Source organism: Desulfovibrio sp. 7SRBS1 (assembly GCF_049723905.1).
Lineage (GTDB): Bacteria > Desulfobacterota > Desulfovibrionia > Desulfovibrionales > Desulfovibrionaceae.
In genome coordinates, this window is the sequence record NZ_JBJKFD010000001.1 from 851,019 (window position 1) to 876,223 (window position 25,205).

A 25,205-nucleotide genomic window follows, 5' to 3' on the forward strand; every position below is an offset into this window, starting at 1 on the left:
TATTACTCTTTAGCAGGTTTATCTGTGGGGGCCATGTCCTCGCTTGCTTTTCTGGAAGTGGAAAAGCCCATCACTCTTCCTCTCTCCAGAACTTTCCTTCCAAAACGCTCACGAATGGCATCAATAGTTTTATCAAGTTGGGATGTTTCCGCTTTCTTTTCTTCCCCCCAAAGGGACAGCTGCCTCCCACCTCGGGAAAAATGCGAAACACTGACGCCGATCAATCGAACCGCTCTGGCAAGCCGCAAAGAAGCCAAAAGGCCGGCTGCAGCATCAAAGATGGCTTGTGTGGAGTCCACAGGCGCATCCAGAGTCACGCTACGGGTAAGGCTGGTAAAATCGCTGTACTTCACCTTAAGAGTTACTGTTTTACCGAAATAACCGTTCGCACGAAGGTCCCTCCCCACCCGTTCAGACTGGACCCACAGCCATTGCTCCAACTCTTCCTTTTCCTTGATATCGTTAGAGAACGTATTTTCCGATCCGGAAGATTTGGGCTCCCGCGAAGGCGTCACCGGTCTGGAATCTTCCCCCAGACTGCGGGAAAAAAGAAAACGTCCGCCTTTATCACCAAAACGATCAATCCAAAATTCCAAAGGATAGCGTGCTACTTCCCCCATGGTCCGCACATTCATATCGGCCAGGATTTGGACCATACTGCGTCCGATACCACCAACCTTCCCCACCGGGAGAGCGGCCAGGAAATCATCAACCTTCTCTGGCAACAAGAAATAAATCCCATCCGGTTTGTTGATGTCCGAGCATACCTTGGCCAGATATTTATTCGGGGCAATGCCTACGGAGCTTGTCAGTCCTGTGGCGTTAAATATCGCCTGCTTCATCGCCAGTGCCATTTCCATAGGCTGCCCGAAAATTCGTTCCAGCCCCGTAGCATCAAGATATGCTTCATCCACACTGACCTGCTCAACCAATGGCGAAAAATTGTGCAGAATCCCCATGACGACATCTGAGACAACTTTATAACGATCCTTGGACCCGGAAATAAAAATACCGTGTGGGCAACGCCTCCTTGCTTCTGCCACTGGCATGGCAGAGTGCACTCCGTATTTCCTGGCTTCATACGAGGCTGCGGAAACGACCCCACGCATACTCTTACCTATAATGACGGGCTTGCCCTTGAGCTCGGGGTTGTCCACCTGCTCCACGGAAGCAAAAAAAGCATCCATATCCAGATGCATGATCACCCTTTGAGTAGAATTCGTACCAGCTGTCTTCATGGATTTCATACTAATCGCGTCCCGAAGGGCGTGCAACACGGCTTGACCCGGTTGGAGGGCTGGGGCAAAAGGGAAACCATGGGGAAAAAACATATTTTCACTTTATTCTGCTCGCTTTTCCAACTGGCGGCATTCTGTAGCTGTGTTGCACTTCTCACCGCTTGTGATATGAATTCCGGTACCAAAGACATATCCAAACATACTCCCGGTGTAACCCATGATGAGATTCTGATAGGCTCGTCCCTGGTCCTTTCCGGCCATGCCGAATATCTTGGAATACAAACATTACGAGGGGCTCTTTCGTACATAAACTACATTAACGAACAAGGTGGCGTCTTCGGAAGAAAAATAAAAGTAAGCGTCCTTGACGATGCCTATGACCCTTCGCGTTGTCTGGTCAACACTCAAAAGCTCATTGTTGATAAACAGGTTTTCGCCCTGTTCTGCTATGTGGGCACGCCAACTACGGTTAAGATTCTCCCACTGGTCCAACAGGCGGAAATTCCCCTTGTGGGTATGTTCACCGGAGCCAATGCGCTGCGCACACCTTTCAATAAATATGTCATCAATGTCCGCCCCTCCTATTACCAGGAAACAGCCGCTGCAGTCGAACATCTGGTAGGCGAATTGGGTTTGAAACGGATAGCGGTTTTCTATCAGTACGATACATATGGTTTTGACGGTCTGACAGGAACCGAACTGGCACTGAAAAAATACAATTTAGCTCCTGTTGCCCGTGGCAGCTACATTAGGGGAACGACAAATATACAGGACGGTCTGAATAAGATCATTCGTTCCAACGCACAGGCAGTTGTAATGATCGGCACATACAAACCCTGTGCAAGATTCATTTTGGAAGCGCGTAAAAAAAACTTCGATCCCATTTTTTATAATGTCTCCTTTGTGGGTGGAGATGAGCTTGCGAGATTGCTTCATAATGACAACTCAGCCCAGGTTATCCTCTCTCAGGTAGCCCCTTCCCCTACCCTCTCGCCCCACGATCAGGGGACAGATGGAGATCCGGGATATGTGGAACTCCTCAAACGCTACTTTCCGGGCGACTCACCCAACAGCATCGGCCTGGAAGGTTTTTTCAATGCTAAAGTATTGGTGAGCGGCCTACGCAAAGCCGGTTATCATCTCACCAGAAAAAAATTCATCCATGCCATCGAATCCATCCACAGCCTGCCCCTTACCCCAAAACTCAAAGCCTCTTTCAGCGATTCGGACCATCAAGGATTGGACACCGTCTATTTTACACGCTTGGTCAATGGCACCTTTGTCACGTTTTCGGATTGGAACGCGGTAAACACTTCATCGCTCCTCCCCATCGAAACGCCTGCTTCTCCCGAAAAAAACAGGCTGAAAACGGAAAACACAGATGCTCATTAAACTGACAAATCTGGACCTCAACCAAAAAATTTTCTTCACAACCCTGGCTGTGATTTTGAGTATAAGCGTTATCATTGCTTTTCTGGCCCGCTGGATACTCGTTTCCAGCCTGACGGATGAACTGTATCACCGTGGAGAAGCCATCGGTCATAGTATTGCAGAACGAGCCAGGGGATATATCCTGGACGACAATAAACCACAGCTCGTAACCCTGGCATTCGATGCTGCCTACCTGGGTGACCGCAAAACACTTGTTTCCTACATCTTCATTTCAGACAGCGAAAACCATGTTCTGGCCAATACTCTTACCTCGCCATTTCCCGAACAACTGGCCCGAGCCAATCTCATTCCCCCGGATAAGGATTCGAGCATCCGTCTTTTGCACATCATGGAGACACCGACTCTGGATATCGCCGTTCCAATCAATGAAGGCATCTATCGGATCGGGGCTGTTCACGTCGGACTGGACAAGGCGCGTATTGACGCCTTGGTCAGCAAACTCCGAACCACCTTTCTGGGGTTTATTGCGCTTGTCAGCATTATCATCTTTTACATTTCCTACCGGCTGGCAAATTACATATCCGGTCCGGTCACCCGTCTGACACGTATTTCGGACGAGCTCTCCAAAGGCAACTTCGACATTGATCCAGAACTTGAAGGAATGGACGGCTGGAGTCCTACAAATTGCCCGGCATATGAAAATACCGACCTTCCCTGCTGGCATTTTGACCAAACGTTGGGAAACGAATCCAATCTTCTTGGAAAACCTGAAAACAGATCATGTTCCCACTGCATGTTTTACGCGGAATCTTCAGGAGATGAAGTGACCCGTCTTGCGGCGTCTTTTCGCAACATGGTTTGGAGCATCCGTCTTTACCGCCGTAAGATCAAAGAGTCCGAGCTCAAGTACCGGTCTCTTTTCGCCAGCGGGCCAGACCCCATCCTGGTCGTCAACCAGCAAAGCCTGCAGATTCTCGACGCCAACCCAAGAGTGGAAGAAACATACGGCTACACCAAACAAGAACTGAAAGACCTATCCTACAATACAATCCAGCCGGATTTCGAGACCTCGACTCTGAAAACTTTCGAGTCCCCATTTGAACGAGGGCAATGTGTCTATCTGCCCAAAGTGATTCAATACCGAAAAAACGGAGAGCCGTTTTACGTCAATCTTCATGCCTGCCCCATCAGCTATAAGGGCAGCCTTGCGATCATCATTGCTGCAAACGATATAACCGAACTCATGGAAAAAGACGCCCAACTCATCCAGGCCAGCAAGATGAAAACCCTGGGTGAAATGTCGGCCGGCATTGCCCACGAACTTAATCAACCCTTGAACGCCATCAAAATGGGCAGCGACTTCCTGACCATGTTGGCGGATTCTGACGGAGAAATCCCTCTTTCCCACCTACATCAGGTCTCTGAGGAAATCAGCGTTCAGGTTGACCGTGCAACAGAAATCATCAATACCCTAAGAGCTTTTAGCCGAAAAACGGAAATGGGCAGAGAACGGGTGAACCTGAATAATACAATACGAGGCGTTCTGCGCATCATAGGGCAACAACTGCGCCTTTCCAACATCACGATAGCCCTGGACCTCGAAGAATCCATCCCGCCCGTATCGGCACATGACAACCGCTTGCAACAAGTACTCTTCAACCTCATCAGCAACGCCAGGGACGCAATCATTTCCCAACACGACAATGGAGCTCTTGTCGACGATAGGGCCAGTACGCACTCTCCTCAAAAAGAGTTCCATGGCCGGATACTCCTTTCAACCTTCTTCCAGAAAGGGAATGTGACTCTCCGCATCCAAGACAACGGTACAGGTATATCCCAAGAGACCCAGGAACGTATATTCGAGCCTTTCTACACAACAAAGGAAATCGGACAGGGTATGGGCCTGGGGCTTTCCATTTCCTATGGAATCATTAAGGATTACAAAGGAGAAATCCGCATTGACAGCGAGCCGGGCAAAGGGGCAGTTTTCTATCTGTCCTTTCCTCCTGCCGCAAGTGATTTACCACGACAAGGAGCCCGGTAATGAAAATTCTGGTAATCGACGACGAAAGCCCTACCCTCTCCATGTTTCGCCTTTTTTTGGAAACCTATCAGCATGAAGTCCTGACAGCGGAAAATGGAGAGGACGGACTGAAGCTCTTTGAACGGGAAACACCTCCCGTTGTACTGACCGACATCAAAATGCCCGGCATGGACGGAATAGAAGTACTCAAGCGGATAAAGCAATCTTCACCGCTCACTGAAGTGATTATCATTACAGGACACGGAGACATGGAACTGGCCATTCAGGCGTTGAATCTGGACGCAGCGGATTTTGTTCACAAGCCCATCCAGAAGACCGCCTTGGATAAGGCCCTCGAACGTGCCGCCGAACGAATCCGTTTGAATGAATCACAATCGGGAAGGGTATCGGGAATGGAAGAAGACGGCCTATACGTCATTGAGATAGGAGACAACATCACATCCCGTACAGAACCGCTCCTTCTTGAAGAGCTGAACAAAGCCCTGAAGACGCGTCTTCCTTTATTGGTCAGCTTTAACGAAAACGTGTCGCTCAACGGCGCGGGAATGGCTGTGTTTACGCAGATTCTTCGCGAATGCAACGACGAGAACATTCCAACGGCCCTCACGGGACTCTCCGAAAATTTCAGTAAAGTCTTTGAAATCGTCGGCATAGCCCGTCTTACATCCATACACGAGAGCAAAGCTCAGGCCCGGGAATGGTTAAAAGCATAATAATGTTTTTTGGCTTTTAGCAGGCCATTGAAAGAAGCCTAAAGCGCAAAGCGCATTAGGCTTCAAATTGTAAATCCCCAAGGCCATACGGCAATAGTTTGGCCTTCTCTGGTTAGAATGGGATCGGGGAACCCCAGGGGAGGTACGCCATCCGAAGGCATATGTAGCGTGTTGGCCATACGGATGGTTGTTCAATGGCAAAGGGGCCGTTATTCACCCTGCCCGTTCACTTGTTTTCCGGGACGTCCATTTGGACGTCCCGGTTTATTTTGTCAGGATTTAAAAACCTTCAAAGGTTTTGCCAAACCGGCCAGGAATTGCTTTCTGGTCATGGAACCGGGCGTAACGGGCACATCCGCCTCGGCTACCACGTGCTCCCAATAATCTTCGGGGGCTTCCTGGCACAGAAAGATAACGCGTACACTGTCCTCATCCGCAAGCATTGCGTCAGGATGCGTCTTCTGTACCTTTTGCAGACGCTCAGCCGCCAATTCCAACATATCCTCACGATCGCCAAAATTCATGGCGCCGGTAGGACATGAGGTCACACAAGCTGGTTTGAGTCCATTATGCAGCCGGTCCACACACATGTCGCATTTACTCCACACGCCAGTATCAGAATTCCGACGGGGAATGTTATACGGACACAGTTCTTCCGGATCGGTGATGTCATCGATAGCTTTTGTTTTCGAGGTATAAATGACGGCTCCGGTCTCAGAATCTACCAGGATTGCACCTTCATCATACCCATCGGCAACAGCCTTGCAGGGCGGTTCCACGCAATGACGGCACTGATCGGGGAAAAACAACCACTGCAATACACCGTTTTTCACCTGTTCCTGAAAACGCACCAGCTTGTACGTTATAAAAGACAAATCCTTCGGGTTCTGGTGAGAGCCCCAATTGTGGGTTTCTTCGGCAGGCAGTTTATGCCACTGCTTGCAAGCTACCTGACACCCACGGCATGCCGTACACTTGGTAAGGTCGACGAAGAAGCTTTTACTCATGTTGAACCTCCTTTACGCCTTCCTTACATTGACCATGAAGGCCTTGGTTTCCGGAATACCCGTGTTGGGATCGCCAACGGACGGTGTCAGCAGGTTAGCCGAATCGCCACCATTTTTCGGGAAGACCCAACCGTAATGCCAAGGGATACCAACCTGATGAATGGTTGTTCCCTGAATATTGAAGGGAGCGAGACGCTCGGTCACAATCGCGATGGCCCACAGTTTGCCGCGCGGATTTTCAACGATGACCTTTTCGCCGTTTTCGATTCCCTTCATCTTGGCCAGCTCAGGACTCATTTCACAGAACATCTGTGGCTCGGCCTCAAGCAGCCAGGGAGTGAAGCGGGTCATAAGTCCGGTCTGCCAATGCTCGGTAACCCGATATGTGGAGCACACAAAAGGATAACGAGGATCGCATACGGACTTTGTTTCCTTGGCAAAGGCAAGCGCTGTGGGGCTATGAAGCCTCTTGGAGAAGGGATGCTTTGACACCGGACATTCCAAAGGTTCGTAATATTCCGGGAACGGACCGTCAGCGCGGCCAGGACCGAAAATCTGCCCATAGCCATGCTTCTGCATGATGAAAGCGTACTTGCTGCCGGGGGCCCAGCCACCATCAGGCACGTCGCCTTCCCACTTTTTGCCGTTCCATTCGATAACCGGCTTCTCGGGAGCCCAAGGCTGGCCCTTGAGGTTCACTGATGCGCGGTTGTACAGGATACGGCGGTTAACCGGCCAGCACCAGGCCCAGTTGGGGTACAAGCCGATATTGGCCTGCATTTCCGTCTGGGTCCGATCACGACGCGCAGCCATGTTTCCCTTGTCCGTGTAGGAGTTGCAATACAGCCAGTTGCCAGAACAGGTAGATCCATCATCCTGTAGAAAGGCAAAGCTGGGAACCTGCTGCCCCTTTTTGAAGAGCTTTCCCTTGACCATGGTATCGCGCAGGAAGAACCCGTTGATGCGTTTGGCCACCTTGTGCGCATCAAACTCACCATGTTCGTTGACGTTATCCCAGGTCAGGTTACGGATAGGATCGGGGTATGCCCCCCCATCCTTGGCATACAGTTCCTTCACCTTGACCATCAATTCATGGATGATATCGCCATCCGGAACTGTACCGGGAAGCGGCTTGGGCCCTCGATAGCGCCATTGCATCCAACGTCCAGAGTTGGTGATGGAACCTTCTTTTTCAATGGACACCGCGCACGGAAGGAAAAAGACCTCTGTCTTGATTTCCTCGGGCTTCATGTTCGGGCCCTTCCAGAACGAACCGGTTTCGTTCTCGAAGATGTTGACATTGACCATCCAGTCCAGTTTGGACATGGCCTCACGCGTCTTGTTAGCGTTGGCGCCGCCACAAGCCGGGTTCTGTCCCCAGGCAAAAAAGCCTTTAAACTTGCCCTGCAGCATTTTGTCGAACATGACCAGCCAGGAGTATTCCTTGGCACTGGCCGATTCGAGCTTGGGCAGGTACTGGTACCCCACTTCCGGTGCCACATCCTGCCACATGGACCGGATCAGGCTCGCCGAATACTTGGGATAGTTGCCCCACCAGTTGGCGCTTTTGGGGGCATGGCTTACGGGAGTATACGCTTTGTTGTATTCAGCAAGGGTGGCTTGTGAAGCCTTCGGTGTCTTCAGGTACCCGGGCAAAATGTGGAACAACAGACATTGGTCGGTTGATCCCTGCACGTTGGACTCACCGCGCAGTGCGTTGACTCCACCGCCGGCCACACCAATGTTGCCCAGCAACAATTGGATTATCCCCATGGAACGGATATTCTGCACACCAACGGTGTGCTGGGTCCAGCCCATGGCATACATGATGGTTCCCGACTTGTCGGCTTTGCCCGTGGCTGCATATGCCTTGTAAACCTTGAGCAGGTCTTCCTTAGCCGTGCCGGTAATCTTGACGACCTTGTCGAGGGTGTACCGGCTGTAGTGCTTCTTCAGCAACTGGAACACGCACCGGCTGTGCTTAAGGGAAGGATCCTTTTGAGGTACGCCGTTTTCATCCATTTCAAAAGCCCACTGGCCCTTGTCATATGATCCGGTTTTGGGATCAAAACCGGAAAAAACGCCGTCCTTGAAGCTGTACTTTTTACTCACAATAAAAGAAGCGTTGGTGTAATCCACCACGTATTCTTTAAAGAACAGCTTGTTATCAAGGATATACTTGATGAATCCGCCCAGAAAACCGATGTCCGCCCCGGAACGGATGCGGGCATACATGTCTGCCTTGGCCGATGTACGGGTGAACCGCGGATCCACATGAATAAGTGTGGAGCCTTGTTCCTTGGCCCTCATGACCCACTTGAAGGAAATAGGATGGTTTTCGGCAGCATTGCTGCCCATGATAAGGATACAATCACTGTTCTTGATGTCGATCCAGTGGTTGGTCATCGCACCGCGTCCGAACGACTCTGCCAGAGCCGCAACAGTGGCGCTGTGTCAGATACGTGCCTGGTGCTCTATGTACACCAGGCCGAGAGAGCGGAGAAAGGTCTGATAAAGCCAGCACTCTTCGTTATCCAAGGCTGCCGAACCAACCGAAGCTATTCCTTCGGTACGGTTGACGACCTGGCCCTTTGAGTTTTTGGTCTCAAAGGTTGCATCCCGTGTTTCCTTGATGCGATGGGCGATACGTTCCAATGCCCATTCCCATGACTTTTCTTCCCAGTGGTCACTGTACGGAGCGCGGTACATCACGCTTGTGGGGCGCTTGTCGTTTTCCGCAAGCTGCCAGATGGATGCGCCTTTGGCGCACAAAGCGCCTTCGTTCACTGGATGATCGGGATCGCCCTCAACGTTGATGGCACGCCCCGATCCGTCTTTCGCCGTATGCACAATGAGGCCGCATCCCACGGCACAGTAACAGCATACGGAAGTGGTTTGTTTGGCCCAGTTCAGCTTGAGCAGCTGCGCTTTGGCCACGGTAGGCTTAAGGTCAAATCCCAAGCCGCCAAAGGCAGCGGCCGCCGCGACCGTTCCTCCGGCTTTGAGGATGGTTCTCCGTGAAAGATCCATTATGCCTCCTCACTTTTTTGAAATAAACAACCTAACGTCCGCGTATTTCCCGCCCCAGTGCAACGAGCAAAGCATAGCCCGCGCTTCGGGGAGAATAAAAATACACGTCCACAGCCGACGCCTCATGCCGAATCTCCACAAGCCTGCATGTTGCTCCCGCAACACAAATTGCCGTCAGGTCAAAGCCCAGCCCGGAAAAAGGCAGGGAATTGGTAGACGACGACTCACGGCCCGACAAAGGAGGTTTAGAAAGCGATTGGTCAACCATGACTGCCTCGCTGTTTTGGTGACGGGGCAATACAACGTCCCCACCACAGATATTTGATCATGTTCAAAAACTAGAAAAACCGAGTAGGAAATGCAAAATAAGGGGACTTACTTGAGCACTGGAACCAAAGAGCAAATGCGTTCGGCGAGCAGGGGAAAAATATCCTGCCCCCTGTTGTTGTAACGGAACTCCAATTCCTTCAAATAAAGAGGAAAACGCCGCGAAGTAACACCATTATACTGGCGCAGGCGCTTCCGGGCGTACCCCCAAAAATGTCCAGGCAGGGTGTCGAGGTAAGGACTTTTGCCGCCGATAGTGGCAAAATTGAGAGGAAGGTGTTCATCGCCGCAAAAAATCAGAGCATCATAATGCCGATAGCGGTCCGTGTAGACGATATTTCCCATACGGGTCAGCTTGAGTCGAAAATTCATATTAAAATGCAAGACCGTTTCCGCTTGGATGTGCGGAACATGGTCTATAAAAACCCATCCGCTTTTCTCGATGATACCGAAGACAGGATAATTGGTCATACGGCCTTCACGCCGCTCCAGGCTGATCTTCTTCCCATCAAAACCGAGATCCAGGCCGGAATCTCCACATAACAGTTGTGGCGCATCCAAGGCGGACACGAGTATGGCGAAACGCAAGGCTGTAAGCGCCTTATAAACGGTATTGTAGGAAAGCTTGAGTTGCGGGGCCATTTTATTGGCCGTGAGATCCAGCTCGAAAAGTTTGATAAGCCGCATCCAATCCCGACAAGACAGCCCACCGGTATTGATCCAACGCCTGGAAAAATCATGGTAGGTGTACTTGCAGCTCGGACAACGATATCGCTTGTCGGCAAGCGTATAAACTTTGGTATGGCCGCACTTGGGGCAGACAACCTTACCTTTGGTCCAGCAGAACTGAAGCAGATAACGCCGAGCGGCGACCTCGGATCGCGTATGCCGTTCGTACTCTATAAGGTCCACGCTTTCCCCGAATTTTTCATCAACCACCTATGGCGGACATTCTACGCGAGGCCACGGAAACCTTTTCACGCTGGCGGCAAAGTATCTCGTACCCCAATGGCTTATTCTGCATGGCCAGTCTGATAACCTTCAACAATTGCTGCTTTCCCATCTTCGGCGAACGCAATAATGGACGGAGCCGGAACTCCCGGTCCGAAAAAAGACAGGGTCTCAGTTTGCCATCCGAAGTAATGCGCAAACGGTTGCATGATCCGCAAAAATGATTGCTGAGCGGAGAAATAACCCCCAATCGCCCTCTTCCGCCTTGCATTGTAAACATGCGGGCTGGCCCGTGAGAACCGCCGACATACTCCACCGGAGTGAGAGAGACCAGGGTTTGCGACTCGGCAAGGATATCGTCGGCAGACCAGTACGCGGACTGATTCCACCCAGTAGCCTCTCCCATAGGCATATATTCTATGAAGCGAACATCCAAATCCTTGTTTTGAGCCAGCTTGAGAAAACCAGGAAGTTCATTATCGTTAACGCCTCTCATGGCAACGACATTGATTTTGACTTTGATCCCTACGTCCAATGCCTCGTCTATACTGGCCATGACACGGGAAAACATATCGCGCCCAGTGATGGCGGAGAACTTCGAGGCATCAAGGGTATCCAAAGAAATATTCAAAGCATGCAGCCCGTTGGCCTTAAGCTTCCTGGTCTGTCCAGCCAGCAGAGTGGCATTGGTTGTCATTCGAATACTCATATCCGGATGACGCTCCGCAACCATGCCCAAAAAATCAGCAATCCCTTTTCGGACAAGAGGCTCTCCACCAGTCAATCTGATTTTACGTACCCCAAGGTCATGCGCCGCAGTGACCAGAGCCAGCATTTCCTCATAGCGCAGCACATGGTCGTGCGGCATAAAACTATAATTGCTGGTGTTCCAACAATACCTGCAACGCAAGTTGCATCTATCCGTCACGGAAAGCCGCAGATAACTGATCCCACGCCCGTGATTGTCCTTGAATTGTATTGCCTGGGGAGCTGAGTCACAACGGTTCATTGACTTTTTCCAGTTCCTGCATGATTTGTAAATCGGCAGGATAATTGAGGTTGAAAAAAGGCTTGGCGTCCTGGACGCAATACCGAATATGATGGCGAACTTCTGGAGCCATTATTACGGAAAGTTTGTGCAGACCACTGGCAAGAGCTTCTTCCATCAACACTGCTGCTCCTGGCTCATATATGGAAACCAAAGCCTCAATATATCCGGTATCGTCCTGAAGCCACGTTGTCATCAACGTATCCGGATGTCTTTTATTCCTTGCAGCTATCAACCGCTGCAAGGAAACATCGTCCAAAAAAGGCAAATCACACGAAATAACCAAAAGTGGCCGATTTATCTTTTTCAGAGCCGTAAGGATACCTCCGACAGGCCCCATCCCAGGACTTTCATCAAGCATCCACGGTACTTCCAGTCCATGATCTTGTGCATTGCGTCCCACAACCCACACCTCGGAAACCATGCGCTTCAACTGCTCAACAGCCCGACTGAGCAAATCCTGCCCATCAAAAACAACCTGCGCCTTGTCTTTCCCCAGTCGACGACTCTTTCCCCCAGCCAAGACGATTCCCACCAAATCCGAAGCATCAAGCTTATCAAAACTCATCATAAGCCACTCTGCCTGCATTGTGAAACACAGTGAACCGCTTTTCGTGCTCACGGCAAAAGCCTAATAGCGTAAGATCGTTGGCAATAGCCAAGTCGAGGGCCGTGGAAGTAATGGCCGAGCGGCTGACGATGAACCTGAAACCGCATTTCAATGCTTTGCTGCATAGGCTGGCCGTAACCCGGGCTGAAACAAAAAGAACAAGATTTGCCGGATTTTTATCCTCACAAAGCGCCCACCCTGCCAAACGATCAAGACAGTTATGTCTGGCAATATCTTCGGCCCTCTTAAGAAACCGCCCTGAAGCAGGGTGGTATACCGAAGCCCGATGGAAACAGCCGGTACCATCCCACAATCCCTGCTCTCGAATAAAATCGCTTGCAGCCTGGAGAACTCCGGGGCCATCCATCAACAGATTGTCTGTCACTGAAACCGAGAGAGCTCTCGGCTCAAAAGCAATTGTATAATTTCTACTTGTCCTACCATTATGCACTGATTCGCCGGATGATACAATGGATGGATGCCCCCCTGCGCTTCCCCATTCCACATATGCGTGACCGAGCACAAGCTGTTCCAAGCCCACAGGATAGGCCCACAAATCAGCCTTCCGCCCATCTGGCCCCTCAATGCATACTCTCTGCTCAAGGCTCACGACGTCATGAAAATCACGCCAAACGCCGTCCCGAAACATTCGACAGGGAACCGAACGGTGATCTTCCCCTAGCTTCATGTTTAAAATCCCCAGGCCGAAGACGTGGGGCGCATAAAGCCTTCATTCCCAGCGGCAACGTCCAAAGGCAAAGATTCCAAATCATCCAATGTCGGGTAGGAGATGCGGTCAAGGTCGCGAAAATCAGCTGTTTTGATATAAGAATGGCAGGAATCGCAAACATGCACCTGATATCCGGGGGCATCTTGTGACGTAAAATAACGCAACTTATCGGTATTTTCTTCAAGACAGTAGGGACACTGCAGACGCTTGGCCTTATATTCGTGATGACAGAATGAACAGGTCAGCATTCTGAAGCCTTCCTTCCCCTCAAGTCGAGCCATCATTGGCGAGCTACCACAGATAGGACAGTGACCGTAAATCCAGGTTTTTTCCTTGTCAATTCGCAGTGCCAGCTCACCAGCGAGTGAATCCAATGAAGGAGATAAACTTGCCGAAGCCAAAAATTCATAAAGCTTGGGAGTCCCCGGGACGGACACGGAAAGCTCTCTGAACATTGCCGTCCGGTCTGCAATATATTCGTCAAAAAGCTTGCGACGAAAAAACCTCCCTTCCGCCTCCGCCTGTTTCACAAGCTGGGCGTTCTCAGCAAGCACTCCTCCTGCACGCCAGCACAGCTCAAGAAGCATGTCGAAATTTTCCCCCGCATTTTCAAAATCTGCTATGAAGGATTGTCTGGGTAAAACGGGTGCTCCCATTAACATTTTTTCTTTGGGCACCAGCTCACTTTCAGGTACAGAGAAGGTAGGAATTTTTTGTGAGGCTTCGCGTTGAAGCTCAACCACCTGTGAAATGAAATAAACCAAAGCCGGAGGAATAGCCGTGTTGCGCTGCAAGGCATTGAGCTTTCGCTCCACACCTTTGAACCGCCCTACTGAATGTTCAAGCATACTTGTTCTCCTCTCCTTTGCCTTGAACCAAGACAGATTGGCTCGTCTCCGTCAAAAACTCTTAATTGCTCTTGTTTTTGCACATTTTTATGTTTATTAACATGATATAAAAGGAATAATTCAAAACAAACCATGCTTGCATGGCAAAAGCAATATCATCCTTAAAAACAATATAATTTCATTATGTTATAATTTATAAAGTTTCAAAATTAAAGTAATATAGTTTCAAAGGGTATCTTTTTTTAACTATGCCAAATTTGGCATATGGCAATTCTGGTCTATTGAGGTATGATGAATCCATCAAAAAACCTAATATGGGAAGGAGATCATCTATGAAACGTTTTGCGCTTCTTTTGTGTTTGTTCTGCCTCTTGAGCATGCCCGTACAATCTCAGGCTGCCCAGGCAGAGCTGATGCTGGCAACCACCACCAGCACAGACAACACGGGGTTGTTGGACTATCTCATGCCCGAGTTCACTAAAGACACAGGAATCAAAATCAAATGGGTGGCGGTAGGTACAGGGAAAGCCTTGAAGATGGGGCAGAACTGCGACGTTGATGTCCTTCTGGTCCATGCTCCGCCCACGGAAAAGAAATATGTAGCCGATGGATATGGAGTAGACCGCAGGCAAATCATGTACAATGATTTTGTCATTATCGGACCGGATAATGACCCTTGTGGCATTAAAGGCATGACCGTAGCCGATGCCTTGAAGGCCGTCGAATCCAAGCAATGTGTTTTCGTCAGCCGTGGCGACAACTCGGGAACCCACAAAAAAGAACTGAAACTGTGGGCTGCTGCAGGACTGCCTGTCCCAGACAAAGCCGAGTGGTACGTACAAACTGGCCAAGGCATGCTGTCCACGATCAATGTTGCAGCCGAACGCAAAGGGTATACCATGACAGACCGTGGTACCTACAGTAAATTTGAGGCCAACAAAAAAGGTAATCCACCTCTGGTCATCGTGGTTGAGGGAGACAAAAACCTGTTGAATCAATACAGCGTGATCGCGGTCAACCCTGATCGCTGCAAGAATGCCAAGTACGACCTTGCCACCAGTTTTTCCGAGTGGATGGCCAGCGCCAGGGCTCAAAAGCTCATCAAAGACTTTAAGTTATTGGGTAAGCAATTATTCACCCCTAATGCGCAATAAAAAGTAAACTCAACAGGCACCGATGTCCTACGACTCGGTGTCTGTTTCCCAGTAACCAGTTCCCTCAATACCACCCCAGCCTCCCGGTGCAGACACCGTGGACGAGCAGATTCTCGGGAGCAGCTTTTGGATTTTCTTGCGGAAGGTTTACTGAAAGCTTTTTTTCTCCTCTTCAGCCTGGACCCGGAAACTTTTGCGGCCGTCCAAGTGACTGTCATTGTGTCCAGCCTTTCGGTCGGGGCAACTCTGGTGGCCGGCATTCCTCTTGGCTTTATACTCGGCTACGCAGACTTCCCGGGTAGACGCTGGCTGCGTCTCATTGTAGATACGCTGCTGTCTTTCCCCACCGTGGTTATCGGCCTTTTGGTGTACGCCTTTCTGACCCACAATGGCCCACTGGGGCAATTCAACCTGCTTTTCACAATCTCCGGGATGGCCTTGGGACAAATTCTGCTAGGACTCCCCGTTGTCATTGCCCTGACAGCCACAGCCATAGAGACACAAGACTCACGACTTCGCCTTACACTGCAAACTTTGGGCGCCAACAAACGCCAAGTGGCGATGACAAGTCTGTGGGAAGCTCGCTATGCCCTTATGCTTGCCGGTGTTACAGCTTATGGGCGCATTGTCTCCGAAGTTGGCATTTCCATGATGGTCGGAGGCAACATCAAGTGGCATACGCGGACCATAACGACTGCCATCGCACTGGAAACAGGTAAAGGACAATTCGCCATGGGGATAGCCCTAGGGATAGTACTTTTGGCCATTGCCTTCTGCGTAAACCTGTCCGTTGCCCACTTCAAAAAAAGAGCCTCATTATGAATTCCATATACAGGCTCCAAAATCTCAGACAAAAATTTCAGAATCGTGAGGTATTGCGCATCAATGACCTTTCGATTGCCGCTGGAGAAATACTCGGGCTGGTTGGTCCAAATGGAAGTGGCAAAAGTACTCTTCTTTCTTTGCTGGCTTTTTTACGCCCGCCAACAGAGGGAATCATTCTATACAAAGGACGCCCTGCACTGACCGACCATGAATCCCGACGCCATGTTACGCTACTTGATCAAGACGCGTATCTCCTCAAACGCTCGGTTTTCGAGAATATAGCTTACGGGCTCCGAGTTCGGAGAGAGACACACGACATTGAATTACATATCAACGAGGCCATGGACATGGTAGGCCTACCGCCAGACAAATTCTCCCGACGCAAGTGGTTTGAACTCTCTGGAGGAGAAGCACAACGTGTAGCCTTGGCCGCACGTCTTGTTCTACGACCAGAGGTTCTCCTGTTGGATGAGCCTACCAGTAGTGTGGACGTTGCCAGCGCCCAGCGCATGCATGAAGCTGTCCTGGAGGCAAAAAACTCGTGGAAAACAACCTTGGTAATAGCCAGTCACGACCAGACATGGCTCCACGGGGTTTGCGACACATACGTAGACCTGACTCTACAACCTTAAACGAACAAGCCCATGGAGCCACTGTTGAAAGCCGTTAGCATTGTAGGGTTCAAAAAAACCGGCAAAAGCACCCTGGCCGTTCTTTTGGCCGAGGAACTCAAAAAACAAGGATACACAGTTGCTGCCGTCAAGCATTCTGTCCACGGCTTTGACAAAGAAGGCACCGACACAGCCCAACTCTCCGAGCACTGTGAAAGCGTCGTTGGAATAAGCGGGGAAGAAACATTTATCTCATGGCCAGGAGGAAAGCGGCAAATAACCGACCTTCTTCCTTTGATGCGTGCTGACGTGTTGCTTATGGAAGGTGGAAAAAACCGAGGCTGGCTCCCCCGCATACTCTGCACAACAAACACCCCCGAAAAAGATAGAGCTGCGCTCAAGCCTCACCTGTCCATAGGCGAGACAAACATGGAAGAGTTGAGGTCCCCCAAAGCAGCGCAGGTCGTCAGCAACCTTGCTCGTCGCATCCTGGAAAAAGGATTTATTCTTCCCGGCCTGGACTGTGGAGAATGCGGCATGCCCGATTGTGAAGCCATGAGTTCGGCAATTGTTGCAGGCACACATAATCCTGGAGATTGCCAAGCACGAAAGACTCAAGTTGAAGTCAGTGTCAACGGAAGCACACTGGCTATGGGCGGGTTTGTTGAAGATATCGTTGCGTCGACGATCCGAGGTCTTCTTTCACAGCTCAAGGGGTACACTCCAGGAGAAATCCGAATTCGCCTCCCCAAAGAGTAACCCCCTCTTGGCATGCTGCTCTTTTTCATTTCACATAGTATCTGCTCTCAGCATATGGCGTCCTCAGCATGTAAGGTCCGCCCTTCAATTTCATGTTGGCACTCCCTGCTGTAGCAGGTAACAACACCATTGAAGACCCAAGACAAGGGAGAGCTACATGCACAAATTCACGGCTGCAGCCTTTCACCGGGTTGTTGAAGCTTGCTCGAGTAGCATTTTTTCACGTTGGGATTGGTGACCACAAACAGACATTCAGCAGGGCGCTGAACTGCACTGACACCATGACCTGATCGCGAGGGGCTTGGTGAGCATTGATAATGAAATAATAGTGATGATCCGCATGTGCCCAAAAGGAATACACGAACCAAGCCGATACGGAGAATTACGGCCTAACAAACAAGAAAAACAAAGAATAATGAAATTTCTGGTATAAGCCGCATACAAAAAGCCCCCGCCAAAAAGACGGGGGCGTATTTTTTTTGCACGCTGTTGAAGAGCTGCGAACCTATTTGTTGATGTCGGTCCGAACCTGCTGCAACAAGCTCATAGCTTTTGCAAGCTTGTCGGCCTGCGTTTTGTCCAACTGTGAACCGATGTACCCAAGCTTGTTGGTGGCATCGTTAATCGCATCTGTGATGATGGCACGCTGCATGGCAACGGGCATCTGAGCAAGCTGCTGTTCCATGGTGTCAACGGAACCGGTGAGGCCCACAACCTGGCCTTCAATTTCGCCAACTTGCGTTTTCATGGTGGTAACTTCGCCTTTAAGGCCGGAAAGTACTTTAACTTCCTTGCCAAGGCCATCAAGATTCTGGTTCAGCCCAAAGAAAAGGACTACAACCAATACCACCGACAAAATAGAAATGATCAAGGAAACCTTGCTCATATCACGTCCTGTAGCCATCCCCTCCTCCTCAGCCATAGCCTTTGACTCGGCTTCTTTGCTTTGCGAGTAATCTTCAATTGCGTGTAATTTTTCCGGATTGCTCATTTTGACCTCCATCTCGGTAGTAATTCGCAACTGACAAACGTGTTTTTTTCGGTAGGATTTACATATACAATACGCCGTTGAAAATCAACACCAACAGGGCGTAACACCATGGATACAAGGAACAGATTGACTTCTGCACCACAAGCAGTATCATAGTATAATACTATGAAATAGTGGTGCAACACGTTTTCCTTTCTAAATATTGCAAATTATTCTCCATACCTTAAACGGATATATAAAAGACATGGAAAAGAATAATGGCAAAGCAAAACAGATACCAAAAAATGATGTACTGGAACAGCAAGACTCGTATTCCCTGCGTGATAAGCTTATGGGATTCGGGGAAAGATCGATACGTAAAAGCTATTATCCAGAGCTCCAAGAGAGACTTGAAGATCTTGAGAGATTTCGCAATCTTTTAGATCAAACTAAAGATGCAATATTCCTTATTGAAGAGAAATCAGAATGCATATCTGATGTTAACATTTCAGCTTCTAAATTACTAAACGCACCCAAATATCAAATCATAGGGAAAAAATACAATAGCATTTTCCCCTCTTCAATCACTGAAGGAATACAAGGTCTTTTTAAAACGCAGGAGGAGTCAGCCGATATTCAAGGGCGTTTCCCTACTGACAAGAAAAAAAAATTCATCCATGCCGAGCTCAATGTAAAGCGGGTGGCTCAAGGGGACACAACATATGGTGTTGTTGTCGCAAGGGATATTACCAGACGCTACACACAAGAGCAGGCAATTAGGCAAAGCCTTAACGAAAAGGAAGTCCTCTTACGAGAAATCCACCACCGCGTAAAAAATAACCTGCAAATCATCTCCAGCCTGCTCAGTCTGCAATTGTCATTTGACAAAGACAAAGACGCAATTGACATCCTGGACACTGCTCAACGCAGAATTCGCGCCATGTCTCTGGTCCACGAAAAACTGTACCAATCAGAAAACCTGGCACAAATAAACCTGTACAGCTATATAAAAAGCCTGACCCAGTATCTGGGCGGTGTCCCCGATTCCCCTCAAAATGTAGAAATTGTTGTCAACATCGGGACCGTAACACTCTCTGCCGATTTAGCCATCCCTTGTGGTATGATCGTCAGCGAGCTTATATCCAATAGTCTCAAGCACGCATTTAAAGACTCTACCGGTGGCCGTATCATAATTGCTCATTCCTTCACTGATGACGGCGACCATCGTTTACAGATAAAAGACAACGGGGAAGGACTTCCTGAATCCTTCAATCCGGAAGCAACTCCTTCTCTGGGAATGCGGCTTGTTCATACGTTAGCAGCCCAAATTAAAGCTCAAATTGAAATCGACACCAGCCACGGCACCTGTTTTACTCTGATATTTCCTCAGTCAAGGTATTAACTTTTTTTTGTTTTTCCCACATCAACACATTCTGGGTGTATCAATAGATAAGAAGCCCCCTGTCCCTTTTGCTCCCCTTCGAAGGTGCTGCTTTACATGGTATTTCTATTCCAAATCAAACGATTGTTTTGTCTCCATGTTTTTCCATGCCAAAAGGCCTTCCCATCCGATTATTTTTTTTGTTTCTGTCCCAAAAAATAGGACCACGTCCAGAAATTCTGGACACGTCCAGAAAAAGTACACACTCAACTCCAATATTCTGACATTTTACTCTCAAAAATCCTCGTTTTTCTCTCAGAATCAAAGAAACAACTTTGGCACGCTATTTTCATAGGGATTACTAATACCGGGGAACAGGTCGCCACTTTAAGGTGACAAAGAAAGAACGATGGGAGGTGCCTTATGAGTTCCATGAAGCAGATTAGCACTGTAGTCCATGAAATGCTCATTGATGATCGAGGTTCTGCAAAGATGATCGCCGAGCAACTGGGAAAGCCGTATCCGACCTTGATGCGCGAACTCAATCCGTGGGACAAAGGCGCCAAGCTTGGAGCAGACACCTTATTGCAGATCATGGCCATTACCAACAACTATGAGCCGCTGGAATATATCGCCAGTGCCCTCGGCATGAAGTTGGTAAGGGAGCATTAAAAGCACAACAAATGATAAAAATACCATGTCGGCACTTCCGAGTTTGGCTGGTCCTAAACCACGGAAGGCCGACATGGCGAAATTCACAATACCATCCATTAGTCGATTTATTGAAATATTTTCGAATGATCATTTTCACGTCGGGATTGATGTCCACAAACGGACAATCAGTGTGACGTTGCTTCGTCCTGACGGTATGACGTCCGCCTGGAGTATGCCCGCTGATTCGACGGCATTAGCCTCATTACTCGCTTCGCCTCACTTCACATAACGATCAAGACAATCTACTGCAGGGCAGGGCCGACTGGCTACTGCTTGGCCTGACACCTGGGCTGGACCGGTTTTCCGTGCTGGTGCATCCTCCTCCCCATTGCTCGCATCAACAAAACCAACCGTCTGAACTTCATCAAGCTTGCGAAATTCGTCGCGTCCGGGCTGCTTCGCAGGGTAGCCATCCCCATCGAGCAGGAAGAGGCCTTCAGGACGCTTAGCCGACGCAGGCCCCAGCTCAACTTCTCAAGATCAAGCAACGCATTAAGTGTTGCTGCTAACCAGCGGTGAAGCCGAACCAGAGGCATCAGAAGTGAGCAGGTCGTAACCGCCCTAGGCAGGCTGGAACTGCCTGTGTGATCCACCGTCCCCCCTGCACTGCCTACTGCAGGAGTTAAATTTCACTTCCTGCGAACAGCGCAAAGTCGATAATCAACTTAGATCCATCGCCGAGAATCAGGACGAGGCGAGACGCATCGCCGTACTACGGTCGTTCCCGCGTGGGGGCACCACGCGCGGTGTTCCATCCAGAACGGTTCAACCGCAGCCAGAAGATCACAGCTTATTTCGGCCTTGCGCCTATGGTCCGCCATAGCAGAAAGAAAACGCCTAGGCTAGGCTCACAACAGCGGCTTCGTAGCCTTGCTTGCTGAGTCCGCCTGGCTCTGGAAGCGAAACAACAAAAATGCGCAGGAGTACTAGAACCGAATTTTAGGCCGCACCGGCTTGGCGCAAAAGGCTATTTCCACGGTGGCCCGAAAACTGGCGGCGTAATTGTGGCGGCTGCCCCTCCCGTTACAGACCGCATAACCGGATCGCGACGGGCTTTGGGTAGCATCGACTACAAAAGAAAAATGGCGATCCAACAGTATGACGTCCCGGATTGGTACTTGGTGCCGCTGAGCACGAATAAGAAAGGGAATACATTAAACAAGCCGGTACGGTGAGGGAGAGTACGGCCTAAGAAACAATGAGAACAAAAAATTACGGAGTCCTTGACATGAGTCCGCATAAGAAAAGAGCCGGAATTCCGGCCTTTCTCTTACAAAAACAATATGTTTCACTCATAGCTTCATTTAGAGACAGGAAACGCCTTAAGCAAATCGTAAATTCTGGACCTGGACAGTCCGGAAACACGGCAGGCTTTTTGGATGTCGTGTTGAACATATTCCATAAGGTTACGAATATAGTTGCGCTCCAACGCGGCTATCGCATCCCGGCGAAGGTCCTTCAATTTTGGAAAAGTCGGCCGTTCCTGCAGGGGCACCATGGACTCATCCTCACCCCCAACAAATTTGGACCGTGCTGCGGATACCCGGATATTTTCAGGAAGGTGTTTTGTGTACAGGGTCGATTCGTCACCGGAAACGGCCAAGGCCCATTCCACAGCATTGATCAACTCCCGAACATTCCCCGGCCACTGGTACTTACGCATAGTTTCTACAACTTCGGGCGCGACCGCCTTGATCGGCAATCCGTTCTTTTCGCAAAACCGCGAAACATAGTAAAGAACCAGCTCCTTAATATCATTCAGCCGTTCTCTGAGCGGAGGAATTTCAACCTTGATGGCTCTGATGCGGAACAATAAGTCACTTCTAAACTGCTGTCCCTCAGACATAGCGTCCAAGTCACGGTTCGTCGCCGCCAGCAACCTGAAGTCACTCGAAATTTCTGTTTTACCACCAACCGGACGATACCTTTTTTCCTGCAGCACGCGTAAAAAAGCTTTTTGCAAGCTTAGCGGCATTTCCCCGACTTCGTCCAGGAACAACGTGCCTCCGTCGGCCTGTGTCACTAGGCCAACTCTATCTTTGTCCGCCCCAGTAAAAGCTCCGCGCTTGTGTCCAAACAAAAGAGATTCAACTAAGGTTTCCGTCAACGATGCGCAGTCCACAGTAATAAATGGTCCGCTTTCCCGGTCGCTATTATCATGAATAGCGCGGGCGAACAGCTCCTTGCCAGTCCCAGTTTCGCCATGAATCAAGACATTGAAAGATGTTCCTGCAGCCTGAGACAACACATTCAGACACTCTAGCATTTTGGGACTACTGCCGATAATGCCGCTACGATTCAGGTTGATGTAGTTTGGTTTGTTAAGCTTTTCCTTTCGATACTGTAGCGCACGCACCATGGGAAGTCGCATGGCATCGAGGCTGGCACTTTTTTCCACATAATCCCAGGCACCGCTTTTAATTGCCAATTCAGCGCCGTCCGGCTCCCCTTCTCCGGTCATGATGATGACTTCTGGAGGAGTGCTCCCGGCAAGGATATCCGGAAGTCGTTCCAAGCCGTTTCCATCGGGCATTCGGACGTCAAGAAAGACAACGTCAAACCTTCCGGACTGAGCGCGGGTGACGCCGTCCAGCAGGCTCTGCGTAGCTTCGGAGACATGCCCCATACGTTCCGTCATGCGGACCAACATCCGGCACATGCCTTCATCGTCATCGATGATCAGAATATTACCCATGCGTTACTACACACCAACTCAAGGTTATAAACGAAAACGAGCACTCTTAGGCTTACCTGCGGACAAGGGGGATCCCCCTTGTCCGCAGGATAACTATTTATGGTTGTGGCAATTGTCTCGTTCTTTCAGCTACGAGCCGAAAGAACGGCTGAATAAATCAGCAATAGCCTTCCGGCCATTGTCCTCCAGGAACCTTGTGCCTGTGCCACAAAAATGTTTGGAGGTAATGACGGGTTCACTGACCCTTTCCCAGCGGTCCTTTTCCCATTTAAACCAATCATTCTTCACTTGGCCAAAAACGTACAAAGGCTTGTTGCACAGTTTGGCAAACTCAGCCCCCCAACCCGTTCCACCTTTAACAGTACCATCACCTTGGATGGTGCCCACTACAAAAATCTGATCACCGCTGGAAACCTGCCAGCAAATGCTTTGCAGAATTTTTCTGAAAATAGGTGCGCTGGAGTACTTGCGGGTCATGAGTTTGGAAACATAGGTCATACTCACATCCTTGAGGTGTAACTCCTCAGATGTCAGTATTCTCACGCCCCGAGTACGTTCTGTCTGATGGTTTTCAAAGCTGTAGTTGACCTCTTCAAGTCCATACTTTTCAGCTTGCTCACCAAAGCAGGCTTCCGTTCCACGTGCTCCACCGCTGTACATAATGCATTCGCTGGGATTCATTCAGTCGCTCCTTGGAAAAGACTATTCATTTGATAAATACCAAAGCTTTGATGACAGCACAATTGCCACGGGAAATTTATGTCCATTGCCGCACATGTCTCACAAGGTTCCTCTCTTGGTATCTTCACGGATGGAATAATCAATGTAGCGGGACCGAAGCCATCGCACTCCAACCAAGTCATAAAGCCCGGCAAGCGCCCTGTCCAGGGTTCCGTACTTTGAGGTTCCATGCTCCCGCGCCCTGTGGTTTACCTCTACCTCTGCAAGCCGAGCCTGCTGCAAAACCATCAATGTAGGCAGAAAACGGTGCATCCCATTGAATACCGGTAACTTTCGCGCCATGGAGGCACGCATAACCTTAAGAGAACAGCCAGTATCGCGCACAGTTTTTCCTGTCAGCGCGTTGCGAATGGCATTGGCGATTTTAGACCCAACACGCTTGATCCAAATATCTTTTCGCTTGGCCCGCCATCCCACAACCATATCATGCCCCTGATCGTACAGTTGCAAAAGCTTTGGGATGTCGGCGGGGTCATTTTGCAGGTCTGCGTCCATGGTTACGATAATGGGATGGCTGGCCGCCTGAAAACCAGCGGCAAAAGCAGCTGACTGCCCGCAGTTCCTCTCAAAAACAATAACCCGGACGTGAGAATCGCTCTCCGCAAGGGAGTGCATGACGGACAAACTGTTGTCGCGGCTGCCGTCATCAACCAGTATTATTTCGTAATCACGGTCCAATGACGCCAAAGATTTTGTAATCTGGCTGTGAAGAGGCCTCAGATTATCCTCTTCATCATAGACCGGAATAACCAGAGATAGTGGATGTGTGTTACTCATGACCGGGCAGAAATATGTTTTTTCAAAAAAAATGTAAACTCATGGTTGACAAGCAATGCCTCCCAGCATAGAAACACTCCTCCTGACGCGGGGTGGAGCAGCACGGTAGCTCGTCGGGCTCATAACCCGAAGGTCGCAGGTTCAAATCCTGTCCCCGCTACCAAGAATATCAAGGACTTACGGACATAGCTTCCGTAAGTCCTTTTTCTGTTTTGCCCCCTATTTGTCCCCACGCTGCAACCTGGCTGCGTCCTGCCGCCGGGAAAATCCCTCTCGCACCATAATTTTTTGCCCCCTATTTGCCCCCTGCTCAAGCCTTTTCGAGCTGTGCAGCGTAGGCTTTTGCCCCCGTTTTGCCACCCCTGACGATAGCACACGTCGCCACCTGGGCCTTCGTGCTTTGCCAGCCTGCGATCATCATCGCGGCCGCCGCCAGCGGCCGCATCCACTGAGTGGTCCGCACCCCCTTCTTTTCCCCCGCACCCCCCCCCAAAAGGGAGCTGAGAAAGGTCTAATTGCAGGTCCGAAAATCTGCAGCCGACTTTGGGTCCTCCCAAGGCCACCCGGAATACGGGTGCTCCGAATCTCGATGTTTTCGCGGGGTCGGACATTTAATTATTTTACAACTTTACAATTCTTG

The 25,205-nt window shown here is 49.8% G+C and carries 21 protein-coding genes and 1 tRNA gene; 10 read left to right on the top strand and 12 right to left on the bottom strand.

The window, feature by feature from the left end:
• Window positions 1-2: 2 nt before the first annotated feature.
• A complete protein-coding gene (locus tag ACI0FJ_RS04205) occupies window positions 3-1,247 on the bottom strand; it encodes a DNA polymerase IV (protein WP_424299420.1) in 1,245 nt (414 codons plus the stop codon).
• On the opposite strand from ACI0FJ_RS04205, the gene ACI0FJ_RS04210 reads away from it, so the two are divergent.
• The 3 genes from ACI0FJ_RS04210 to ACI0FJ_RS04220 are packed head-to-tail and all read left to right on the top strand — an operon-like array spanning window position 1,194 to window position 5,387.
• Window positions 1,194-2,630 (top strand): ABC transporter substrate-binding protein, encoded by a 1,437-nt coding sequence (locus ACI0FJ_RS04210; protein WP_424299423.1) that lies wholly within the window; start codon window positions 1,194-1,196, stop codon window positions 2,628-2,630. The two genes, ACI0FJ_RS04205 and ACI0FJ_RS04210, sit on opposite strands and share 54 nt — an antisense overlap.
• Complete coding sequence (locus tag ACI0FJ_RS04215) at window positions 2,620-4,674, top strand: ATP-binding protein (RefSeq protein WP_424299426.1); 2,055 nt, start codon at window positions 2,620-2,622, stop codon at window positions 4,672-4,674. Before ACI0FJ_RS04210 ends, ACI0FJ_RS04215 begins: the two co-directional genes overlap by 11 nt.
• Window positions 4,674-5,387 (top strand): response regulator, encoded by a 714-nt coding sequence (locus ACI0FJ_RS04220; RefSeq protein ID WP_424299429.1) that lies wholly within the window; start codon window positions 4,674-4,676, stop codon window positions 5,385-5,387. Before ACI0FJ_RS04215 ends, ACI0FJ_RS04220 begins: the two co-directional genes overlap by 1 nt.
• A gap of 272 nt (window positions 5,388-5,659) precedes the next feature.
• Here the strand turns inward: ACI0FJ_RS04220 and ACI0FJ_RS04225 are convergent, their stop codons facing one another.
• The 7 genes from ACI0FJ_RS04225 to ACI0FJ_RS04255 all read right to left on the bottom strand — a co-directional run bounded on the left by ACI0FJ_RS04225 (window position 5,660) and on the right by ACI0FJ_RS04255 (window position 13,938).
• Window positions 5,660-6,394, bottom strand: a complete 735-nt coding sequence (locus ACI0FJ_RS04225) for a 4Fe-4S dicluster domain-containing protein (RefSeq protein ID WP_424299432.1) — start codon at window positions 6,392-6,394, stop codon at window positions 5,660-5,662.
• Between the two features lie 12 nt (window positions 6,395-6,406).
• On the bottom strand, window positions 6,407-9,424 hold the full coding sequence (fdnG, locus tag ACI0FJ_RS04230) for a formate dehydrogenase-N subunit alpha (protein WP_424299435.1): 3,018 nt from the start codon (window positions 9,422-9,424) through the stop codon (window positions 6,407-6,409).
• A gap of 375 nt (window positions 9,425-9,799) precedes the next feature.
• Complete coding sequence (locus tag ACI0FJ_RS04235) at window positions 9,800-10,663, bottom strand: transposase (protein WP_424299438.1); 864 nt, start codon at window positions 10,661-10,663, stop codon at window positions 9,800-9,802.
• 19 nt (window positions 10,664-10,682) lie between these two features.
• Entirely contained in the window at window positions 10,683-11,711 is a 1,029-nt protein-coding gene (gene moaA / locus ACI0FJ_RS04240; protein WP_424299441.1) for a GTP 3',8-cyclase MoaA, read from the bottom strand.
• Window positions 11,698-12,321, bottom strand: coding sequence for a molybdenum cofactor guanylyltransferase (mobA, locus tag ACI0FJ_RS04245; RefSeq protein WP_424299444.1), 624 nt, complete (start codon window positions 12,319-12,321; stop codon window positions 11,698-11,700). The genes moaA and mobA overlap by 14 nt, the downstream gene beginning before the upstream one ends.
• Complete coding sequence (locus ACI0FJ_RS04250) at window positions 12,308-13,048, bottom strand: formate dehydrogenase accessory sulfurtransferase FdhD (RefSeq protein ID WP_424299447.1); 741 nt, start codon at window positions 13,046-13,048, stop codon at window positions 12,308-12,310. Before ACI0FJ_RS04250 ends, mobA begins: the two co-directional genes overlap by 14 nt.
• 2 nt (window positions 13,049-13,050) lie before the next feature.
• Complete coding sequence (locus tag ACI0FJ_RS04255; RefSeq protein WP_424299450.1) at window positions 13,051-13,938, bottom strand: formate dehydrogenase accessory protein FdhE; 888 nt, start codon at window positions 13,936-13,938, stop codon at window positions 13,051-13,053.
• 332 nt (window positions 13,939-14,270) lie between these two features.
• Between ACI0FJ_RS04255 and ACI0FJ_RS04260 the strand changes: the two genes are divergently transcribed.
• The 4 genes from ACI0FJ_RS04260 to ACI0FJ_RS04275 all read left to right on the top strand — a co-directional run bounded on the left by ACI0FJ_RS04260 (window position 14,271) and on the right by ACI0FJ_RS04275 (window position 17,287).
• On the top strand, window positions 14,271-15,092 hold the full coding sequence (locus ACI0FJ_RS04260) for a substrate-binding domain-containing protein (protein WP_424299453.1): 822 nt from the start codon (window positions 14,271-14,273) through the stop codon (window positions 15,090-15,092).
• A gap of 126 nt (window positions 15,093-15,218) precedes the next feature.
• Window positions 15,219-15,914 carry an ABC transporter permease gene (locus ACI0FJ_RS04265; RefSeq protein ID WP_424299456.1) on the top strand — a complete coding sequence of 232 codons (696 nt, stop codon included), beginning with the start codon at window positions 15,219-15,221 and terminating at the stop codon, window positions 15,912-15,914.
• Entirely contained in the window at window positions 15,911-16,549 is a 639-nt protein-coding gene (locus ACI0FJ_RS04270) for an ABC transporter ATP-binding protein (RefSeq protein ID WP_424299459.1), read from the top strand. Before ACI0FJ_RS04265 ends, ACI0FJ_RS04270 begins: the two co-directional genes overlap by 4 nt.
• Before the next feature lie 24 nt (window positions 16,550-16,573).
• Window positions 16,574-17,287, top strand: a complete 714-nt coding sequence (locus ACI0FJ_RS04275; protein ID WP_424299462.1) for a molybdopterin-guanine dinucleotide biosynthesis protein MobB — start codon at window positions 16,574-16,576, stop codon at window positions 17,285-17,287.
• A gap of 505 nt (window positions 17,288-17,792) precedes the next feature.
• Here the strand turns inward: ACI0FJ_RS04275 and ACI0FJ_RS04280 are convergent.
• Window positions 17,793-18,278 carry a hypothetical protein gene (locus tag ACI0FJ_RS04280; RefSeq protein WP_424299465.1) on the bottom strand — a complete coding sequence of 162 codons (486 nt, stop codon included), beginning with the start codon at window positions 18,276-18,278 and terminating at the stop codon, window positions 17,793-17,795.
• 244 nt (window positions 18,279-18,522) lie between these two features.
• On the opposite strand from ACI0FJ_RS04280, the gene ACI0FJ_RS04285 reads away from it, so the two are divergent.
• Entirely contained in the window at window positions 18,523-19,659 is a 1,137-nt protein-coding gene (locus ACI0FJ_RS04285; RefSeq protein WP_424299468.1) for a histidine kinase dimerization/phosphoacceptor domain -containing protein, read from the top strand.
• A 402-nt stretch (window positions 19,660-20,061) separates the two neighbouring features.
• The gene (locus tag ACI0FJ_RS04290) at window positions 20,062-20,310 is read left to right on the top strand and encodes a phage regulatory CII family protein (protein ID WP_424299471.1); all 249 of its coding nucleotides are present in this window, start codon (window positions 20,062-20,064) and stop codon (window positions 20,308-20,310) included.
• 1,342 nt (window positions 20,311-21,652) lie between these two features.
• Here ACI0FJ_RS04290 and ACI0FJ_RS04295 read toward each other — a convergent pair.
• The 3 genes from ACI0FJ_RS04295 to ACI0FJ_RS04305 all read right to left on the bottom strand — a co-directional run bounded on the left by ACI0FJ_RS04295 (window position 21,653) and on the right by ACI0FJ_RS04305 (window position 24,565).
• Window positions 21,653-23,047, bottom strand: coding sequence for a sigma-54-dependent transcriptional regulator (locus ACI0FJ_RS04295; RefSeq protein ID WP_424299474.1), 1,395 nt, complete (start codon window positions 23,045-23,047; stop codon window positions 21,653-21,655).
• A 129-nt stretch (window positions 23,048-23,176) separates the two neighbouring features.
• Entirely contained in the window at window positions 23,177-23,728 is a 552-nt protein-coding gene (locus ACI0FJ_RS04300; RefSeq protein WP_424299477.1) for a hypothetical protein, read from the bottom strand.
• 99 nt (window positions 23,729-23,827) lie between these two features.
• A complete protein-coding gene (locus ACI0FJ_RS04305) occupies window positions 23,828-24,565 on the bottom strand; it encodes a glycosyltransferase family 2 protein (protein WP_424299480.1) in 738 nt (245 codons plus the stop codon).
• A gap of 86 nt (window positions 24,566-24,651) precedes the next feature.
• Between ACI0FJ_RS04305 and ACI0FJ_RS04310 the strand changes: the two genes are divergently transcribed.
• Window positions 24,652-24,728, top strand: a tRNA-Met gene (locus tag ACI0FJ_RS04310).
• Window positions 24,729-25,205 lie beyond the last annotated feature (477 nt).

What these genes read in the sequence shown, in the direction of transcription:
- ACI0FJ_RS04210 (WP_424299423.1), top strand. Translation starts at nt 1,194, where the DNA reads ATGCATGATCACCCTTTGAGTAGAATTCGTACCAGCTGTCTTCATGGA.
- ACI0FJ_RS04205 (WP_424299420.1), bottom strand. Translation starts at nt 1,247, where the DNA reads ATGAAATCCATGAAGACAGCTGGTACGAATTCTACTCAAAGGGTGATC.
- ACI0FJ_RS04215 (WP_424299426.1), top strand. Translation starts at nt 2,620, where the DNA reads ATGCTCATTAAACTGACAAATCTGGACCTCAACCAAAAAATTTTCTTC.
- ACI0FJ_RS04220 (WP_424299429.1), top strand. Translation starts at nt 4,674, where the DNA reads ATGAAAATTCTGGTAATCGACGACGAAAGCCCTACCCTCTCCATGTTT.
- ACI0FJ_RS04225 (WP_424299432.1), bottom strand. Translation starts at nt 6,394, where the DNA reads ATGAGTAAAAGCTTCTTCGTCGACCTTACCAAGTGTACGGCATGCCGT.
- moaA (WP_424299441.1), bottom strand. Translation starts at nt 11,711, where the DNA reads ATGAACCGTTGTGACTCAGCTCCCCAGGCAATACAATTCAAGGACAAT.
- mobA (WP_424299444.1), bottom strand. Translation starts at nt 12,321, where the DNA reads ATGATGAGTTTTGATAAGCTTGATGCTTCGGATTTGGTGGGAATCGTC.
- ACI0FJ_RS04250 (WP_424299447.1), bottom strand. Translation starts at nt 13,048, where the DNA reads ATGAAGCTAGGGGAAGATCACCGTTCGGTTCCCTGTCGAATGTTTCGG.
- ACI0FJ_RS04255 (WP_424299450.1), bottom strand. Translation starts at nt 13,938, where the DNA reads ATGCTTGAACATTCAGTAGGGCGGTTCAAAGGTGTGGAGCGAAAGCTC.
- ACI0FJ_RS04260 (WP_424299453.1), top strand. Translation starts at nt 14,271, where the DNA reads ATGAAACGTTTTGCGCTTCTTTTGTGTTTGTTCTGCCTCTTGAGCATG.
- ACI0FJ_RS04270 (WP_424299459.1), top strand. Translation starts at nt 15,911, where the DNA reads ATGAATTCCATATACAGGCTCCAAAATCTCAGACAAAAATTTCAGAAT.
- ACI0FJ_RS04280 (WP_424299465.1), bottom strand. Translation starts at nt 18,278, where the DNA reads ATGAGCAATCCGGAAAAATTACACGCAATTGAAGATTACTCGCAAAGC.
- ACI0FJ_RS04285 (WP_424299468.1), top strand. Translation starts at nt 18,523, where the DNA reads ATGGAAAAGAATAATGGCAAAGCAAAACAGATACCAAAAAATGATGTA.
- ACI0FJ_RS04290 (WP_424299471.1), top strand. Translation starts at nt 20,062, where the DNA reads ATGAGTTCCATGAAGCAGATTAGCACTGTAGTCCATGAAATGCTCATT.
- ACI0FJ_RS04295 (WP_424299474.1), bottom strand. Translation starts at nt 23,047, where the DNA reads ATGGGTAATATTCTGATCATCGATGACGATGAAGGCATGTGCCGGATG.
- ACI0FJ_RS04300 (WP_424299477.1), bottom strand. Translation starts at nt 23,728, where the DNA reads ATGAATCCCAGCGAATGCATTATGTACAGCGGTGGAGCACGTGGAACG.
- ACI0FJ_RS04305 (WP_424299480.1), bottom strand. Translation starts at nt 24,565, where the DNA reads ATGAGTAACACACATCCACTATCTCTGGTTATTCCGGTCTATGATGAA.